Source organism: Alkalilacustris brevis (genome assembly GCF_003350345.1).
GTDB lineage: Bacteria > Pseudomonadota > Alphaproteobacteria > Rhodobacterales > Rhodobacteraceae > Alkalilacustris > Alkalilacustris brevis.
This window is the reverse complement of sequence record NZ_QNVJ01000003.1, coordinates 12687-31168: the sequence shown is the minus strand read 5'-3', so window position 1 is coordinate 31168 and position 18482 is coordinate 12687. Positions and strand designations below refer to the sequence as shown.

15 protein-coding genes are annotated in these 18482 nt (G+C 66.6%); 9 read left to right on the top strand and 6 right to left on the bottom strand.

What is annotated here, in order from left to right:
* The first annotated feature begins 273 nt into the window (after positions 1-273).
* From typA to DQ229_RS00215, 6 genes are all read left to right on the top strand, one after another.
* The gene (gene typA, locus DQ229_RS00240; protein ID WP_114964270.1) at positions 274-2094 is read left to right on the top strand and encodes a translational GTPase TypA; all 1821 of its coding nucleotides are present in this window, start codon (positions 274-276) and stop codon (positions 2092-2094) included.
* 322 nt (positions 2095-2416) lie between these two features.
* Positions 2417-3862, top strand: a complete 1446-nt coding sequence (locus DQ229_RS00235) for a protein adenylyltransferase SelO (RefSeq protein WP_114964269.1) — start codon at positions 2417-2419, stop codon at positions 3860-3862.
* A 268-nt stretch (positions 3863-4130) separates the two neighbouring features.
* On the top strand, positions 4131-5087 hold the full coding sequence (locus DQ229_RS00230) for a Bug family tripartite tricarboxylate transporter substrate binding protein (RefSeq protein WP_162300705.1): 957 nt from the start codon (positions 4131-4133) through the stop codon (positions 5085-5087).
* 137 nt (positions 5088-5224) lie between these two features.
* On the top strand, positions 5225-5752 hold the full coding sequence (locus tag DQ229_RS00225) for a tripartite tricarboxylate transporter TctB family protein (RefSeq protein WP_114964267.1): 528 nt from the start codon (positions 5225-5227) through the stop codon (positions 5750-5752).
* Between the two features lie 42 nt (positions 5753-5794).
* The gene (locus tag DQ229_RS00220) at positions 5795-7288 is read left to right on the top strand and encodes a tripartite tricarboxylate transporter permease (RefSeq protein ID WP_114964266.1); all 1494 of its coding nucleotides are present in this window, start codon (positions 5795-5797) and stop codon (positions 7286-7288) included.
* Positions 7289-7429: 141 nt separating this feature from the next.
* The gene (locus DQ229_RS00215; RefSeq protein WP_114964265.1) at positions 7430-8518 is read left to right on the top strand and encodes an AbrB family transcriptional regulator; all 1089 of its coding nucleotides are present in this window, start codon (positions 7430-7432) and stop codon (positions 8516-8518) included.
* 561 nt (positions 8519-9079) lie between these two features.
* Here the strand turns inward: DQ229_RS00215 and DQ229_RS00210 are convergent.
* Positions 9080-9895, bottom strand: coding sequence for a GntR family transcriptional regulator (locus DQ229_RS00210; RefSeq protein ID WP_114964264.1), 816 nt, complete (start codon positions 9893-9895; stop codon positions 9080-9082).
* A 221-nt stretch (positions 9896-10116) separates the two neighbouring features.
* Here DQ229_RS00210 and DQ229_RS00205 point away from each other — a divergent pair, with 221 nt between their 5' ends.
* The 3 genes from DQ229_RS00205 to DQ229_RS00195 are packed head-to-tail and all read left to right on the top strand — an operon-like array spanning position 10117 to position 13763.
* A complete protein-coding gene (locus DQ229_RS00205; RefSeq protein ID WP_114964263.1) occupies positions 10117-10887 on the top strand; it encodes an SDR family NAD(P)-dependent oxidoreductase in 771 nt (256 codons plus the stop codon).
* Between the two features lie 42 nt (positions 10888-10929).
* Positions 10930-12321: an MmgE/PrpD family protein gene (locus DQ229_RS00200; protein WP_202909486.1), complete on the top strand. Its 1392-nt coding sequence runs from the start codon at positions 10930-10932 to the stop codon at positions 12319-12321.
* 47 nt (positions 12322-12368) lie between these two features.
* On the top strand, positions 12369-13763 hold the full coding sequence (locus DQ229_RS00195; RefSeq protein ID WP_114964262.1) for an MmgE/PrpD family protein: 1395 nt from the start codon (positions 12369-12371) through the stop codon (positions 13761-13763).
* Between the two features lie 253 nt (positions 13764-14016).
* On the opposite strand, the gene DQ229_RS00190 is transcribed toward DQ229_RS00195, so the two are convergent.
* From DQ229_RS00190 to sufC, 5 genes are read right to left on the bottom strand one after another with little or no spacing between them, the layout of a single operon-like run.
* Positions 14017-15237: a cysteine desulfurase gene (locus DQ229_RS00190; protein ID WP_114964261.1), complete on the bottom strand. Its 1221-nt coding sequence runs from the start codon at positions 15235-15237 to the stop codon at positions 14017-14019.
* A 20-nt stretch (positions 15238-15257) separates the two neighbouring features.
* Positions 15258-15848 (bottom strand): YIP1 family protein, encoded by a 591-nt coding sequence (locus DQ229_RS00185; protein WP_114964260.1) that lies wholly within the window; start codon positions 15846-15848, stop codon positions 15258-15260.
* A gap of 9 nt (positions 15849-15857) precedes the next feature.
* Positions 15858-16358 (bottom strand): YIP1 family protein, encoded by a 501-nt coding sequence (locus tag DQ229_RS00180; RefSeq protein WP_114964259.1) that lies wholly within the window; start codon positions 16356-16358, stop codon positions 15858-15860.
* 2 nt (positions 16359-16360) lie between these two features.
* Entirely contained in the window at positions 16361-17668 is a 1308-nt protein-coding gene (sufD, locus tag DQ229_RS00175; RefSeq protein WP_114964258.1) for a Fe-S cluster assembly protein SufD, read from the bottom strand.
* A complete protein-coding gene (sufC, locus tag DQ229_RS00170; RefSeq protein ID WP_114964302.1) occupies positions 17668-18426 on the bottom strand; it encodes a Fe-S cluster assembly ATPase SufC in 759 nt (252 codons plus the stop codon). The genes sufD and sufC overlap by 1 nt, the downstream gene beginning before the upstream one ends.
* Positions 18427-18482 lie beyond the last annotated feature (56 nt).

Sequence of the window (18482 nt, the reverse complement as noted above, 5' to 3'; positions counted from 1 at the left end):
GCCACCCGGCCGGCACCCTGCAGCGCGCGCATGCCCGCAAGATTAGCGAGCCGCGGCGCGAACTGTCAAACAGACGCTGCACCAGCGCGACCGGTTGCGCCTGGGCGGCGCAGGCCCCATATGCAGCCCCAGCCGCCGCGCGCGCCATCGGCCATCTCGGCCGGGCAATGCCGCGGCAGATATATCGCAACATGGCCGGCGCGCCGCGATCAGGGCTGGTCATCCGGCCCGATCCCCGTTATCGCGGCGGCGCAGCATTCAGGGCAGAGACTTATGGACCTTCGCAATATCGCGATCATCGCGCATGTCGACCACGGCAAGACCACGCTGGTGGATGAACTTCTCAAGCAATCCGGCGCCTTCCGCGAGAACCAGGCGGTGGCCGAACGCGCGATGGACAGCAATGACATCGAACGCGAGCGCGGCATCACCATCCTGGCCAAGGCCACCAGCGTCGAATGGGGCGATCTGCGCATCAATATCGTCGACACTCCCGGCCACGCCGATTTCGGCGGCGAGGTGGAGCGCATCCTCAGCATGGTCGATGGCGTGGTATTGCTGGTCGATGCCGCCGAAGGGCCGATGCCGCAGACCAAATTCGTCACCTCCAAGGCGCTGGCGCTGGGGCTGCGCCCCATCGTCGTGCTCAACAAGGTTGACAAGCCCGCGGCCGAACCCGACCGTGCCCTCAACGAGGTGTTCGACCTCTTCGCCAATCTGGGCGCCGATGACGACCAACTCGATTTTCCGGTGCTCTATGCCTCGGGCATCAATGGCTGGGCCGATACCGAGCTGGACGGCCCGCGCAAGGATCTCACCGCGCTCTTCGAGCTGATCGTCGCCCATGTGCCGGCGCCCGCGCAGGTGGCGCGCCGCGATGAGCCCTTCACCATGCTGGCCACGACGCTGTCGGCCGACCCGTACCTGGGCCGCATCCTGACCGGTCGCGTCGAATCCGGGCAACTGAAGGCGGGCGACACGCTCAAGGCGCTCTCGCGCGACGGCGCGCGGATCGAACAGTTTCGCGTCTCCAAGGTGCTGGCCTTCCGCGGCCTTGGCCAGCAGGCCATCGACCTCGCCGAGGCGGGCGATATCGTGACGCTTGCGGGCATGTCTAAGGCGACAGTGGCCGACACGCTCTGCGCGCCCGAGATCGACACCCCCCTGCCCGCGCAGCCGATCGACCCGCCCACCATCAGCGTGACCTTCGGCATCAACGACAGCCCGCTTGCCGGCCGCGACGGCAAGAAGGTGCAAAGCCGGGTGATCCGCGAACGCCTGATGAAAGAGGCCGAGTCGAACGTGGCGATCCGCATCAGCGATACCCCCGGCGGCGAGGCCTTCGAGGTGGCGGGCCGGGGTGAATTGCAGATGGGCGTGCTGATCGAGAACATGCGCCGCGAAGGCTTCGAGCTGTCGATTTCGCGCCCGCGCGTGCTGACCCGCGACGAGAACGGTCAACGGCTCGAGCCGGTCGAGGAAGTCACCATCGACGTGGACGACGAATTCACCGGCACGGTGATCGAGAAGCTGACCGGCCCCCGCAAGGGCGACCTGGCCGAGATGAAGCCCGCCGGCGCAGGCAAGACGCGGATCATCGCACATGTGCCCTCGCGCGGGCTGATCGGCTATCACGGCGAGTTCCTCACCGACACCCGCGGCACCGGCGTGCTCAACCGCGTCTTTCACGGCTGGGCGCCGTGGAAAGGCGCCATCCAGGGGCGCCGCGCGGGGGTGCTGATCTCGATGGAGAATGGCGCCTCGGTCGCCTATGCGCTGTGGAACCTCGAGGAACGCGGGCAGATGTTCATCGGCGCGCAGGAAGATGTCTATGAGGGCATGATCATCGGCGAGCATAGCCGCGAGAACGATCTCGAGGTCAACCCGCTCAAGGGCAAGAAGCTGACCAATGTGCGCGCCTCGGGCACCGATGAAGCCGTGCGGCTGACCACGCCGGTGCGGATGTCGCTGGAACAGGCGATCGCCTATATCGACGATGACGAACTGGTCGAGGTCACGCCAAAGGCGATCCGCCTGCGCAAGCGCTTCCTCGACTCGCATGAGCGCAAGCGCCAGTCCCGCGCGGCGGGGTGATCGGCGCGGCGCCGTCCGCCGCCTCCCGAAAGCGCGCCTGTTCTTCACTGTGAAGGAAATATCCCCGCCGGAGGCACTGGCGCGGGGCAAAGGGCCGCAGGCCCGCCGCGTCATCTCTTCAGGCCGCCCGGCGGCCTGACGTCACCTCGGCGCCGCCCCCCCCACGCAGCCTGCCGTGCGCGATATCTCCTGTCGCGATTTCAGGTCAGGCGAACCCGGCGGGCTTGAAATTGCGTTAGAGACCACCCGATCCCCCCGTCCCCGCCATCAAATCCTGCGCGGGGGGCTTCCCGCCGGGCTCATTGCGCATTACCTGCCTTGCATGAGCCTGAAGATCGCCTTCGACAACAGCTATGCTGCCCTGCCCGCGCGGTTCTACGCGCGCCTGTCACCCGAGCCGGTGCCCGCGCCCGGGCTGGTGCGCCTCAATCATGCGCTGGCTGAAGAGCTGGGCCTGGACGCGCAGGCGCTGGCCGGGCCTGAAGGCCTGGCGATGTTTTCCGGCAATGCCCTGCCCGAGGGCGCCGCGCCGCTGGCGCAGGCCTATGCGGGGCATCAGTTTGGCGGGTTTGTGCCGCAACTGGGCGACGGGCGCGCGCTGCTGCTGGGCGAGGTGATCGACCGCGGCGGCCGCCGCCGCGACATCCAGCTCAAGGGATCGGGGCGCACGCCATTCTCGCGCTCGGGCGACGGGCGCGCCTGGATCGGCCCGGTGCTGCGCGAATATGTCGTCAGCGAGGCGATGCACGCGCTGGGGGTGCCTACCACCCGCGCCCTGGCCGCCGTGACCACCGGCGACTGGGTCTACCGCGAAACCCGCCTGCCCGGCGCGGTGCTCACGCGCGTGGCGTCGAGCCATATCCGGGTGGGGACATTCCAGTATTTCGCCGTGCGCGGCGATCTGGACGCGCTGCGCAGGCTCTATGCCCATGCGCGCGACCGGCATTTTCCGCAAGCCGATGACCCGCTGGAGTTTCTGCGCGCGGCGGTGGCGGCGCAGGCCCGGCTGGTGGCGCAATGGATGGCGCTCGGGTTCATCCACGGGGTCATGAACACCGACAATTGCCATGTTGGCGGCGAGACGCTTGATTACGGACCCTGCGCCTTCATGGATGCGTATCACCCGCACAGGGTGTTCTCCTCGATCGACCGGCATGGCCGCTATGCCTATTCCAGCCAGCCTGAGATCGCGGTGTGGAATCTGGCCCAGCTGGCCTCCTGCTTGCTGCCCCTGATGGATATGGGCGAGGAGGAAGCCGTAGGCGCCGCCACCGAAGTGGTTCACGCGTTTCCGGCCCTCTTTCAGGAGGCCTGGCTTGACCGGTTCCGCGCCAAACTGGGGCTGGCCGGCGCGCAGGAAGGCGATCGCGCCCTGATCGAGGCCCTGCTCGACATCATGGCGCGGCAGGGTGCGGATTTCACGCGCAGCTTCCGCGGCCTGGCCGATGGCCGCGCGCGCGACGCCTTTGCCGGGCCGGAGGCCTTCGACAACTGGGCAGAGGACTGGCGCGCGCGCCTGGCGCAGGAGGGCGGCAGCCCCGAGGCGCCCCGGACCATTACCGCCCTCCGCGCGGCCAACCCGGCTTTCATCCCCCGCAACCACCGGATCGAGGCGGCCATCGGCGCCGCCGTCAGCGGCGACTTCACGCCGTTTCACCGGTTATGCGACGTACTGGCCCGCCCCTATGAGGACCAGCCCGGCGCCGAGGACCTCAAGGCGCCGCCCGCCCCCGAAGAGCAGGTGACGCAAACTTTCTGCGGCACCTGAGCGGGGTCGCGCGCCGCGGCCTGGCAAGCGGGGGGCTGTCTGCCCCCCGCGCCCCCCGAGGATATTTCGGCCAAGAAGAGGAAACTGCGCCGGCCCCCGGCGCGGCACGGCCATGCGGGAGTGGATGAATCCGCGATTGCTTTTAAATTATATCTTATATAAGTTTCAGGAGTCCGTGGCCCGTCACGGGATGAAACGAGTCGCGCCCGGCCAGGGGTTTGACATCCTCCGGCAAGCAGTGCGCGCGGCGACAACGGAGGAGGAAAGAATGAACGGTTTCAAAACACTGCTGGCCGGTGTGCTTGCCGTGCCGCTCGGTCTGGCGGCGGCGCCGGCGGACGCGCAGGACTGGCCGACACGGCAGGTCAACCTGGTGACGCATTCCAGCCCCGGCGGCGGCGGTGACGTGATGCTGCGCAACCTTGCGCCCACCATCGAGAACAAGTTCGGTGTCAGCACGACGGTCGACAACCGCGTGGGCGGCTCGGGCGCGGTCGCCATGACCTGGATGGCCACGCAGGCCAATCCGGATGGCTACACGCTCCTGTCGGTCACGCCGACCCAGCTGATCACACCACTGCGCGCCGAAGGTATCCCCAGCTATGAGGACCTGACGCCGATCGCGCGGCTGTTTCTCGATCCGACGACGCTCTATGTGCATCGCAACAGCCCGATCGAGACCATCGAGGAATTTCTCGAGGAGGCCCGCGCCAATCCGCGCGGCCTGACCGTGGGGATTGGCAGCGCCGGTTCGCTCGACCAGCTTGTGCTGCAGAACTTCATGGCCGCGACCGACATTGAGGTGCGCACCGTGCCGCATGAAGGCGGCGGCGATGCGGTTCTGGCGCTTCTGGGCGAGCATGTCGATGCCGTGGTGGGCGAGCCGGGCCAGGCGCTGACGCATCTCGAGGATGGCACCCTGCGCATGATCACCGTGTTCCAGGACGAGCGTCTGGACGCCTATCCGGACGTGCCGACGCTGAGCGAAGTGGGCTATGACGTGGTTTCCAACAAGTTCCGCGGCATTTTCGGCCCGCCGAACATGGACCCCGACCTGGTCGAGGCCATCGCCGAGGCGCTGGGCGGGCTTTATCAGGACGAGCCCTGGAACACCTATTGGGTCGAGGGCAGCCTGAACCCCGCCTTCCTGGGGCCGGATGACTTCAAGGCCAATCTCGATGTCGCGAACGAAGAGCTGCGCAGCTTCATCGAAAGCCTGAACTGACAGGGTGCTGCCCCGGCCGGTGCGCAACGGGCCGGGGCGGACGGATTGTCCTTGCCTTTCGCAGACGTCGGGCCGCACCATGACGGGCAGACCCGGCGCCCCCCTTACGCCCGAAAAAGCGAGCCGAGCGCACGAAAATGAACCGGACCAATGTCATTGCAGGCGTGATCTGCTTCTGCATCGGGGCCCTTGTCTACTGGTATGCCGGATCGGTGCCCGCTTTTACCGCCACCGACAACCTTGGCGGGCGCTTCTTTCCGCGGCTGGTGGCGAGCATGTTGATGCTCGCCTCGGCGGGGCTGATCATCACCGGATTGATGAATATCGAGATCTCCGGCGGCACCGCGCGCAAATCCTCCGCCCCCGGAGCCCAGAGCATGGCCGGGGAGGAAGCGGCGCGTGACGAGCAACCGCGCACCCCGCGCATCGGCGCGGGCGAGGCGCGGCTGATCGGGTTCATCCTGGTGATGGTGATCTACACGCTGATCCTGCCGCTGCTGGGGTATATCCCGGCCTCGCTGCTGACATTTGCCGCGCTGATCTGGATTGCGGGCGAGCATCGCCCCACCCGTGTCGGGCTGGGCAGCCTTTTCATAACGGGGCTGCTTTATCTGCTGTTTGCGGTGATCTTCAACATGAACCTGCCCGAGGCCTCGCTGTTCTGAGGCGGGGGGGCGTGCGCGCCTGGCGTGGAGTGAGAGAGCACGATGATCGACTATGCTTCCATCGGCGAGGCGTTCCTCAACGTGATGACGCCTTACACGCTGTTCTTCCTGTTTCTCGGGGTGCTGATCGGCATCGTCGCCGGGATCCTGCCGGGGATCAACGGCGCCATCGGCATCAGCCTGATCCTGCCTTTCACCTTCGGGATGGAGCCGGCGGCGGCGCTGATCATGATGCTGGGACTCTGGGGCGGGCAGAACTTCGGCGGGGGAGTGACGGCGGCCCTGATCCATGCGCCGGGCGCGGCCTCGGGGGCGGCCACACTCTTCGACGGATACCCGCTGGCGCAAAAGGGCCAGGCGGGCAAGGCGCTGGGGATCATCTGCATCGCCTCGTCGATCGGCTGGTTCCTGTCGACCATCCTGCTGGCGCTGATCGCGCTGCCGCTGGCGGCCTTCGCGCTGCGGTTCAGCGCGCCGGAATATTTCGCAGTGGGCATTTTCGGGCTGAGCATGGTGGCGAGCCTGGCCACCAAGAACATCTTCAAGGGGGCCATTGCCACGCTGTTCGGGCTGCTGATCGTGACCATCGGCACCGATCCGTTCAGCGGGCTGCCGCGCTTCACCTTTGGCCGCTACGAGCTGATGGACGGCATCAACTTCCTTATCGTGATGATCGGGGTCTTCGCGCTGGCCGAGGTGCTGGTGCAGGTTCAGCGCGGCGGCGTGCAGGAAAAAATGGTCAGTTTCTCGCGCGAGCTGCCGAGCTGGCCCGAGATCCGCGCGTTGCTGCCGGTGATCTTGCGCTCGTCGGGGATCGGGATGCTGGTGGGCACGGCGCCGGGCGCGGGCGGCTCGATCGCGGCCTTCATCGCCTATAGCGAGGCCAAGCGCTTTTCGCGCAAGCCCGAGGAGTTCGGCCACGGCTCCCATGAGGGGGTCGCGGCCCCCGAGGCGGCCAACAACGCCACCGAAGGCGGCGCGATGGTGCCGCTGCTGGCGCTGGGGGTGCCGGGATCGGGCGCGGCGGCGGTGATCCTGGCGGCCATGGTGCTTTACGGGTTGCGGCCGGGGCCGCAGATCTTCGTGCAGCAACCCGTTCTGGTCTACAGCCTGTTCTTCGGGCTGGCGATGGGGGCGGTCGTGCTGCTGATCCTGGGGCTGCTGCTGACACCTTACCTGGCGATGGTGATGCGCATTCCGCGCCCCTATCTGATCACCGGGATCGCCGGCGTGGCCTTCATGGCGGCGATGGCGATCACCGGCCTTCTGTTCGACGTGCGGCTGGTGCTTCTGTTCGGTGTGATCGGCTATATCATGCGCCGCTACGAGTTTCCCGCCGCGCCAATGATCCTGGCGCTGGTGCTGGGTTTCATGATCGAGACAAATCTGCGCCGCTCGCTGATCCTGTCGGATGGCGACTGGTCGATCTTCTTCACGCGGCCGATTGCCGCCACCATCCTGGGCCTTGCGATCCTGTCCTTCCTTTTTCCGATCCTGCGCACCTTGCTAAGCCGGCGGTCCTCGCTTAAGGGCTGAGGCACAGGATAAAAGCCCGAGTCACGACCGTGCCCGCAGCCGGGTACGGCCGCTTCCGGTCGCGGGCCGGAGGGCGGGCGCGTTCTGTTTGATTGCCAAATCCCGGCGCATCCCAGCCGGGGCCGTGCGGGACGTGACAATATGGACATATGGGGCGAGAAGGCAGGCTGGCAGGAACGCCTGCTGCGCACGACCATCGTCGGGGTGATTTTCGGAACCCTTGCCAACGCGCTCAATGTTCCGCTGCCCTGGATGCTCGGCCCGCTGTTCGGTTGTGCGACGCTCTCGATTGCGGGGTTCCGCCTGGGGATGCCTGGAAAGCTGACGCTGGGCAGCCGCATGGCGATCGGCATGATCCTGGGCGCCGCGATCGACAGCGCCACGCTTGCGCGGGTCGGGCAATGGCCGCTGAGCTTGCTGATTCTGTTCGTGGGCATGGGGCTGGCGATCACCGCCGCCGCGATCTACTACCGCAAGGCCGCCGGATACGACAAGCTGACGGCGGTTGCGGCCTCGCTGCCCGGCGGGCTTGCCAACATCACCTCGGTGGCGCTGCAACTCGGGGCCAATGTGCCCGGCACGGTGGTTTCGCAACTTTTGCGCGTCTCGCTGGTGGTGATGACGGTGCCGCCGCTTTACATCTTCTGGATCGGTGCCGATGGCGCCGGGCTCGGCCAAATGAATGGCGGGTTCGACTGGGTGGGGCAGAACACCTGGATCGTGCTGGGCGCGGTGCCCGCCTACCTTCTGGGGCGGTTGGTGCGGCTGCCGGTGCCGGAAATGCTGGGGCCGATGATGCTGGCCACCGTGCTGAACCTGGCGGGCTATCAGCTTGTCATGCCGATCTGGCTGTTTGCGGCAACCTTCATCGTGCTCGGCTCGACCATCGGCGCGCGGTTCTACGGGCTCGAGCTGCGCGTGCTGCTAAGCTACGGGCGTCATGCGGTTGGCGGGACGGCGCTGTTGCTGACGGGGACCTTGCTGGTTGCGCTGGCCATCTCGCATGTGATGGATATACCGCTTTATGTGGCGCTTCTGGCGGTGATGCCTGGCGGGATCGCGGAAATGGCCATCCTTGCTGCAGTGCTGGGGGTGGACCCGGTTTTCGTGACCTTCCATCAGGTGTTTCGCAGCGTCATCCTGAACTCGACCGCACCTTTCATCCTGCGCTGGTGCCAGCGCACGGACCCAGCGGGTGGCGGGCCGGAGGGCGGCAAGGGCGGGGCCTGAGCGTCGGGCGCTTGGCCACGCGGCTGCCGCGACATTGCAAGAACGGCCAAGAGGCGCGCGATTGGCAGATCGCAGACGCGTCGCTCGCAGCCCATCCGGGCTTTGTGAGGATAAATCGCTGCTGTTCACAGCAAGATCGCCAAAGCAATTTCAGAAAAAGCTGACGGATTTCTTTTGGTTCGATATTGCCACAAGACAGAGGGCAGCGCCCGACCGCCGGGTGGGCGTGGCAACGGATGTGCGGTGCGCTTTATGGCGCAATCCACTTCCTCCGAACTTCGTGGCGGACCGTTGCAATAGCGCCCGCCCGAGGGGGCGGACGGGCGCTGCCCGGCGGCGCTTCGCGCCTTGATTCCGGGCAGGAGGGCGCTTCACCTCGCACAAGGACTGCCCTTTCGTTTTGTCAGAAGCGTAACCCCAGGATCTGTTCCGTTGAATGGGCTCGTCCAGGCTCCGCCCATAGGGCATGCTCGGGCCGCAAGCGGCATGGGCGAGCAGGAGCAGATCGAACGCGACATGCACTGGCGCGCAGCGCCATCGCAAGAACGGCCCTGCGGGCAATCAGCCCGACTCGCTGGAATAGAAAACCCGCGCAGCGTCGCCCGTCATGGTGCGCCATTCCACCGGCTCGCCGCCAAGGCTGTAGGCCACACGCTCGACCTCGAGCACCGGCGCTGCCGGGGACAGCCCGAGAAGCCGCGCTTCTTCGGCACTCGCCAGGCGGGCGCGAATGCGCTCTTCCACCCCGGTGATCAGGATGTTGTAGTGCTGTTCCAGAAACAGATAGACCGAAGGCGGCTTGGCCTCGGCCAGCCGCGGGCGGATGCCGGGGCACAGCTTTTCGGGCAGGCAGATATGCTCCACCAGCACCGGGCGGCCGTCGAGCGGGCGCAGCCGCAAAGTCTCGACCCCCGCGCTGCCGGGCGCCAGCCCCAGCGCCAGCGCAGCGCGCTTTGGCAGCGGCGCGTTGCGGATATGCAGGAAATCCACCTCTGACCCGGCGATCTTGCAGCCATCGTCCGAGCAGAGCCGGTGAAACCGGAACGGGCGGTAATCGCCGCTATGCGAGGTCACGAATGTGCCGCGCCCGGCCTGCCGCGCAACCAGCCCCTCCTGCGCCATTTCCTCAATGGCCTTGCGCACGGTGCCCTGGCTAAGCCCGTATTCCTCGGCCAGCTTGATCTCGGAAGGCAGAAGTTCGCCAGGCTTCCAGTTCCCCGCCAGCACCCGACGCACCAGATGCTGCTTGACCTGCCGGTAAAGCGGCTGGCGGGTCGGCGCGGCGGGCTGCACCACGGCAAGGCCGGCACCTTCAGCCGCTTCGCTTTCGGTGTCAGTGGCGTCGCGCTGCCGTTTTCCCCAAGGCAATGTCGCCATCTGTGTTCCTCTCTGAATAAACTGCCGGCAGTCTTCCTGGCTGTCTGATACACTGAAAATGCCTTCGCATCACCACGCCAGATTGCGATTCTGCCCGCCGGTTACCCTGCTGCCGCCTGCCCGGAATCCGATTTTGCCGGCGTTTCATGCCTGCATCCACCTTGGCATTATATCTTATATAAGATATGAAAATAAGCGAGTCTTGAAGGGGAGGAAAAAACATGGCGGAACCCAATCCGGCCCGGCCGCTTGACGGTCGCGTGGCCGTCGTCACCGGCAGCGGCCGCAATATCGGGCGGGCGATCGCGCTGCGCCTCGCGGCGGACGGCGCGGCCGTGGTGGTCAATGCCCGCAGCAACCAGGCCGAAATGGACGAGGTCATCGCCGAGATCAAGGCCCAGGGCGGCCGCGCGGCGGGCTGCCTGACCGACGTGGCCGACGAGGCCGGCGTGCAGCGCCTGATCGACACCGCCGTCGACAGCTTCGGCGGCCTCGATATCCTGGTCAACAACGCCGCCGTGCGCCACGAAGGCCCGCTTGAGGAAATCACCCTCGCCGACTGGCACCATATTCTTGGCATCATCCTTGACGGCAGCTTCCTGTGCGCGCGCGCCGCCGCGCCGCACCTCAAGCGCAGCCCGGCGGGCACCATCGTCAACATCGGCGGCATGACCGGCGGGTCGGGCGCGGCCGACCGGGTGCATGTGGTCACCGGCAAGGCCGGGCTGGAGGGGCTGACCAAGGCGCTGGCCTGGGATCTGGCGCCGCATGACGTCACCGTCAACCTGATCCATCCGGGCATGGTGGATACCTCGCGCGGGTCGTCGAGCAGCAAGGCGGTGCCGGGGCATCACAAGGATCGCCGCACCCTGCTGGGCCGTCTTGGCACCTCCGAGGAAATTGCCGGCATGGTCGCAGCCTTCTGCGGGCCTGACGGGCGCTACACCACGGGCCAGGTGCTGCATGTCAATGGCGGCACCTATCTGCGCTGACCCGGCCCCCGCCTGCACCCTTCACAACCGGAGCCGCAACCCATGGCCGAGCCTGCCGAAAAGATCACCGGCGAAACCCTTTCGGAACAGATGGCCGGGGTATTCAGCACCTGGCGGATCGAGGATCTGCCGCAATCGGCGCGCGACATCGCGATCAAGGATCTGATCGACATGGCCGGGCTGTGCGTCTCGGCGCGCGACACCGAGTATGTCCGCCAACTCGTCACCGGCTGGGACAGCGACGGCCCCTGCACCGCGATCGGCCACACCCGCAGGCTGGATGCCGCCGGGGCGGCGGTGGTGAACGGCACCGCCACCCATGGCGAGGATTTCGACGACACGCTGGAGGGGGCGCCGATCCGCGTGGGAGCGATGGTGATCCCGGCAGTGCTCGCGGCGGGCGAGCGTTTCGGCCTGTCCGGCGCGCAGGTGCTGACCGGCATCATCGCCGGTATGGAGGCCGTCTGCCGGATCAACCATGTCGCCGCCGGGCACATGCACCGCAACAATTTCCACCCTGTCAGCGTGGTGGGCACGCTGGGCGCGGCTATGGGCGCGGGCACCGCCATGGGGCTGGGCAAGCGTGAGCTAGCCATGGCCGTGGGCATCGCGGGCAGTTTTTCCTCGGGCATTCTGGAATACCTCACCGACGGCGCATGGACCAAGCGGCTGCACCCCGGCTGGGCCGCGCAATCAGGGCTGCGCGCGGCGGTGATCGCGCGCACCGGCTTTTTCGGGCCGCGCACGGTGCTTGAGGGGGGGCACAACTTCTTCAAGGCCTTCGCCCCCACCGCCACGCCCGATTACAGCCACCTGACGCGCGGGCTGGGGCAGGAATTCTACATGGAACGCGTGGTGTTCAAACCCTATGCCTGCGGCACCATGATCCACCCCTATATCGATTGCGCGATCCGCCTGCGCGAGCATGACATCACCGCCGAGCAGATCGAAAGCATCCTCTGCCCCACCGGCGAGGGATTGGTGCATCGGCTGTGGGAGCCGCTCTCGGCCAAGCATGCGCCGCCCTCGGGCTATGCCGCCAAGTTCTCCATGCCCTATTGCATGGCCGTGGGGTTTCTGGAGGGCGATGCAGGGCTTGCGCAATTCACCGATGAAAAGGCGCGCGATCCGCGCATCCTGAAGCTTGCGCGCAAGATCAGCTACCGGATCGACCCGGAAAACGAATACCCGCGCAACTATTCGGGCCATATGCGCGTCACCCTGACCGATGGCCGCCAGATCGCGCTCGACCAGCCGCATATGCGCGGCGGTGTGCATGAGCCGCTCCCTCTCGAGGCGATCATCGCCAAGTTTCACGGCAACATCGCCCATGGCGGCTGGCCGGCGGCGCGCGGCGAGGCGCTGCTGCACCACATCCGGAACATTCCGCAACACACAGATATGACAGGACTTTCCGCCTTTGGCGCCGACTAGGCCACTGGGGCGCAGCCGCCACCGGCCAGCATGAAGGAGACCGCAACATGACCGTCCAGGACAAACCCGCCCGAACCCAGGGCCCGACCGTATCACAACAGATTGCCGACTGGGCGGCGCAGCTTGGCCCGCAGGACGTGCCTGAGGCGATGCGCGCGGCGGCGGCCAACACCATGCTCGACACGATCGGACTTTCCATCGCGGCCTGGGATACCGATTACGGGCAGGCGCTGCGGTCCTCGGCGCTCTCATCGGGGGGATGCACCGTCATGGGCACGAGCGAGCGCCGCGATGCGTTCGAGGCCGCGCTCATCAACGGAACCACGGCGCATGGCGAGGATTTCGACAACACCTTCGAGGGCTGCCCGGTACACTCGGGCGCGGTGATCGTGCCGGCCGTCTTCGCTGCGGGCGAGGCCCACGGCCTGAGCGCGGCGCGCGTGGCGCTTGGCGTGGCCGCCGGGATGGAGCTGATGTGCCGGCTGGGCGTCGTGGCGCAGAAAGGTGTCCATGCGCAGGGCTTTCACCCCACATCCGTGCTGGGCACCATGGGGGCCGCCCTGGGCGTGTCGGTTGCGCGTGTGCTGGATGCGGCACAGACGGTCAACGCGCTGGGGCTGGCGGGTTCGATGGCCTCGGGCATCATCGAATACCTGGCCGACGGCACCTGGACCAAGCGGATGCACGCCGGCTGGGCCGCGCAGGCCGGCATCCGCGCCGCCGCGATGGGGGCTGCGGGCTTTCTGGGGCCGGTCAGTGTGTTCGAGGGCACGCACGGGCTCTACAAGGCCTTCGCGCCCAGCGTCACGCCCGATTTCAGCATCCTGACGGAAGGCCTGGGCAGCCGCTGGGTTTCAGCCGATGTGGCCTTCAAACCCTATGCCTGCGGGACCATGACCCAGCCCTATATCGATTGCGCCGTGCGGCTGGCGCAGCGCGGCGTCGACCTGGACGCGATCGAGCGGATCACCTGCAAGGTCGGCCACGGCACCGTGCACCGGCTGTGGGAGCCGCTGGCGCTGAAACAATCGCCGCCCACGCCCTATGCTGCCAAATTCTCGGGCCCCTACACGGTGGCTGCCGGGCTGGTCTGGCAGGATGCCGGGCTTGCCCAGTTCACCGAAGAGGCGCTGGCCGACCCGCGCGCCGCGGCACTGGCCCGCAAGGTCGCGTTCATCGTCGACCCCGACAACGAATACCCCGCCAACTATACCGGCGACGTGGCGCTGCACATGAAATCGGGTGAGCTGATCGAAGAGCACCAGCCGCAGATGCGCGGCGGCCTGCGCCAGCCGATGACCCGCGACGACCTCGTGCGCAAATGTGCCGCCAACCTGAAATTCGGCGGCTGGCAGGGCATGGACGCAGAGGAGATCGCCACGATGGTTGATGCGATGTTCACATCCGAGGCGGATTTCTCGGCGGGTGCCTTCGGGCGCTGATGTTCCCCGCACGGGGGTATTCCCCGCCGCGCTCGCGATGTGAGACATGCCAGCGCAAGTGCGGGGGCGCGCCCCCGCGTTCGGCGCGGCTGCGCCGCACCGATGCCTTCGGCGAGGATATTTTCCTCACAGTGAAGCAATGAGGTGCGCCTAGAAAATTCACTGTGAGAAAAGTATCCCCGCCGGAGGCCCCCGCTGACCAGGGGCGCGCGGCCGGAAAGGCATTTCCTGCCACCGCCCTGCAGATTCGGCTTCAGGCGAACAGCTCGTGGCACAGCTCCAGCGCCTCGACCAGCTTGTCGACCTCGTCGCGGGTGTTATACATCCCGAACGAGGCCCGGCAGGTCGCCGTCACACCCAGATGATCCATCAGCGGCTGCGCGCAATGGTGGCCCGCACGCACCGCGACGCCCTTCTTGTCGAGCACGGTCGAGATGTCATGCGCATGTGCCGCGCCTTCCAGCGTGAACGAGAAGATCGCCCCCTTGCCCGCCGATTTCCCCTGCACGTTCAGCCAGTTGAGGCCATCGAGCCGAACGCGGGCATAGTCGCGCAGATCGCGCTCATGGGCGGCGATATTCTCCATCCCCAGCGCCATCAGGTATTCCAGCGCGACGCCCAGCCCGATCTGCTGCACGATTGCCGGGGTGCCGGCCTCGAACTTCATCGGCGGGTCGTTATAGCTGACGGCATCGCGCGTGACCTCGCGGATCATGTCGCCGCCGCCCATGAAGGGGCGCATCTCGGCCATGCGTTCGCGCGCGATCCAGATCGCGCCCGATCCGGACGGCCCGTAAAGCTTGTGCCCGGTGACAGGGTAGAAATCGCAGTCCAGCTCAGTCAGGTTCACCGGCATGTGCACCGCCGCCTGGCTGCCATCGACCAGCACCGGCACGCCACGGGCGCGCGCGCCCGCACAGATCGCCTTCACATCGACCACGGTGCCCAGCACGTTCGACATATGGGTGACGGCCACCAGCTTCGTTCGCGGGGTGATGGCATCGAGCACCGCCTGCGGGTCGAGATCGCCATTGGCATCCACATCGACCCATTTCAGCACCACCCCCTGACGTTCGCGCAGAAAGTGCCAGGGCACGATATTGGCGTGATGCTCCATGATGGAGAGCACGATCTCGTCGCCCGGCTGCATCCGCGGCATGGCCCAGCCATAGGCGACCAGGTTGATCCCCTCGGTGGTGCCGGTGTTGAGGACGATCTCGTCCTCATGCGGGGCGCCGAGGAACCGCGCGACGGTCCCTCGCACGGCCTCGTACTTGTCGGTCGCGAGGTTGGAAAGATAGTGCAGGCCACGGTGAACATTCGCATATTCTTCGGCATAGCTGCGCGTCACGGCCTCGATCACCGCGCGCGGCTTTTGCGCCGAGGCGCCATTGTCCAGATAGACCAGCGGCTTGCCGTTCACCTTGCGGGCAAGGATCGGAAAGTCGCGGCGGACGGATTCGACATCGAACATCGGACACCTCACTGCCGGCGTCAGCCCATCTCGGGTGGCGCCAGCCCCAGAATCGCCATCAGCACGGTCACGACAAAGCCCAGCCCGATCGCGGTGAGAAGGATCACCCCGAACACCTTGCCAAGACTTTCGAACCCGTGCAGCTCGGCCACGAAATTGGTCAGCAGCCACAGAAACAGCACCATGCCCAGGATGCCCAGCATCCCGGCAAAGGGCGGCAGCAGGAGCAGCGCCAGCACCTGCACCACCTGCACAAGGAGCAACAGCGCCTGCAGCCAGGTGACCAGGATCAGCGTATCGGCAAAGCTGCCCTGCCCGCCCATGAGGCGCCCGACATTGAAGGTGGCAAAGACCAGCAGGAGCAATGCCCCGCCCTGCAGCATTCCCGATTGCAGGGGGCTGGCCATCATGCCGCCGTTCAGCGCGTCGGTCCCCAGCATCAGCAGCGTCGCGACGCGCCCCAGAAGCACGCTGAGCACGATCACCAGCAAGAAAGCCTGCCAGCGCGCCGACATCGGAATATCGACGGATATCACCCGCCGTGCACCGGCGCGTGGATCGGACAGGGTTTCGCGGACAAGCGCCAGAAAGGCGGAAGCAGATGTATCCATGCGCACCTTCTAGGCGGTCGTCGCGGGGGGCTCAAGCGCGGCTTCGCGCAGACCTGCCCCCCAGATGATGGCAAATGCGCACAACACACCCGCGCCCGCAAGCAATGTGATGCCCCCCGGCCCGGCAAACCCCGCCAGCGCGCCATGCAACAGCATCAACGGGCTGACCGCCAGCAGCGCCCAGAACAGCGCCAGCCGCGCCGCGCCCCCTGATACCGGCCGCCCGAACAGCCGCGCCACAAGCTGGCTGAGCAATGCCACGCCATAGCAGATCAGCGGCAGCACGAAGACCACCGCCAGCAGCGCCCCGACAATGCGCGCATCCAGCGGGATCTCAGGGTCGAGATGCGCGGCACGGGCCAGGCGTGGCCATTGCCCGATGAAGATCAGCACGCAGGCCAGCGCCAGAAACCCGAGCGAGCGCTCTTCCCGGATGCCCCGGTCAAGGTGAAACCGCATCACCGAACGCGGCGCCAGATAGCTGCGCAGGATCAGGGCGCTGACCGACATGTTCAGCCGCGGTGCCGGTCAAGCCAGCCGGCCAGATGGGTGCGCACATCCTCGGCCAGGTCGGGGTTCTCGATCTCCTCGATCGCCTCGGCCACGAATGCCAGCACCAGAAGCGCCGAAGCCTCTTCCTCGGGCATCCCGCGCGAGCGCAGGTAGAACAGCTGCTCGGGGTCGATCTCGCCCGTGGTGGAGCCGTGGCTGCATTTCACGTCATCGGCGTAGATCTCAAGCTCGGGCTTGGCCAGAAACTGGCTGTCATCGCCCCCCAGCAGCAGCGCCTGGCTGATCTGGTAGCCATCGGTCAATTGCGCGGGCTGTTTCACCAGGATCTTGCCCTGGAACACCCCCGTCGCCCCGCCGCGAAGCACCTTCTTGTAGACCTGGCGGCTTTCGCAGGCCGGGGCGGCATGGGTGATGAACACCGTGTCGTCATGGTGGAACGCCCCGTCGCCCAAGGCCGCGCCGGCGATATGGGCCACCCCGTCACGGCCATTGAGGGTGATGAAGGCCTCGTTGCGCGTCAGCGCGCCATTGGCCGAAAGCGTGAAGGATTTCAGCACGCCCCCCTCGCCCACGCGGGCGAAAAGGTTGCTGTTCGACACCCGCTCATGGTCGCGGCCCTGGGTGCGCACATGATTGAACCGCGCACCATCGCCCACATCGACCTCGAGCACCTGGCTGAAGCGGGCCGCTGCCGCGCCGCTTTCCAGAAGCGTCATCTCGCTGCCCGGCTCAAGCTTGATGCAGTGATGCACCATCGCGTCGGCGTTGCCATCCTTGCGCAGGTAGTGCAGCGCCACCGGGCGCGAGACCTTGCCGGTGGCCCGGATCAGCACCCCGTCAGTCGCAAACGCGGTGTTGAGCGCGGCCAGCGGGCGCTCGACCGGCGCCTGCCCTTCGGCCTCGAGCAGGCCATAGGCATCGCGCGCCCAGTGCAGGTCATGCCTTGCCGCCTCGGCCAGCCGCGTGATCTCAAGCCCCTCGGCCGCAAGGTCGTCCGAGGCGTCGGCGTCGAATTCACCATCGACAAATACGATCTTCAGCCGGTCGATCGTGTCGAAAACCGTGCCGTCCGGGTCTTCGCCCAGCAGTTCCGCGCTGTCCGTCGCCGGCGCGACCAGCGCGGCCGGGTCGGTGAACTTCCAGTATTCATCGCGCCGCGTGGGCAGGCCCATCGCGCGCAGACGCGTCAACGCATCCTCGCGCGCTCGCGTGATCCAGCCGCCCCCGGCAGGCAGCGTCAGCGCATCAAGCCGCGCCGACGCGGCCTCCTGCCGGGCCTTGAGCAGAACTTCCCTGCGCAATGCCATCACTTCGCCTCCGCCAGAATGTCGGCATAGCCGTTTTCCTCAACCTCGAGCGCAAGCTCCGCCCCGCCGGTCTTCACGATGCGGCCCTGCGACATGATATGCACCACGTCAGGCACGATATGGTTGAGCAGCCGCTGGTAATGGGTGATGACCAGAAAGCCCCGGTTCGCATCGCGCAGTGCGTTCACGCCATCGGCCACCAGCTTCATGGCGTCCACGTCGAGCCCCGAGTCGGTTTCATCGAGGATGCACATCTTCGGCTCGAGCATGGCCATCTGCAGGATCTCGTTGCGCTTCTTCTCGCCGCCGGAAAACCCGGTATTGACCGGCCGCTTGAGCATTTCCGGCTCGATCTTGAGGGTCTTGGCCTTGTCGCGCACCGCCTTGAGGAACTCGGTCGAGGACATCTCCTCCTGCCCGCGGGCCTTGCGCTGTGCGTTCACTGCCGTGCGCAGGAAGGTCATGTTGCCCACGCCGGGGATCTCGACCGGATACTGGAACGCCAGGAACATGCCCGCCGCGGCGCGCTCCTCGGGTTCCATTTCAAGAATGTCCTCGCCAAGGAGCGACACGCTGCCCTCGGTCACCTCGTAGCCCTCGCGCCCCGAAAGCACATAGGCCAGCGTCGATTTGCCCGAACCATTGGGCCCCATGATCGCATGCACCTTGCCGGCCTCTACCGTCAGGTTGACGCCATTGAGGATCTTTACATCCGGGTCTTCCTCGAGCTGCGCGTGCAGGTTCTTGATTTCCAGCATCTCTGTCTCTTCCATCCGTTTCCTCGCACCGCGTGGCGCCCCTTGGCAGGGCCGGC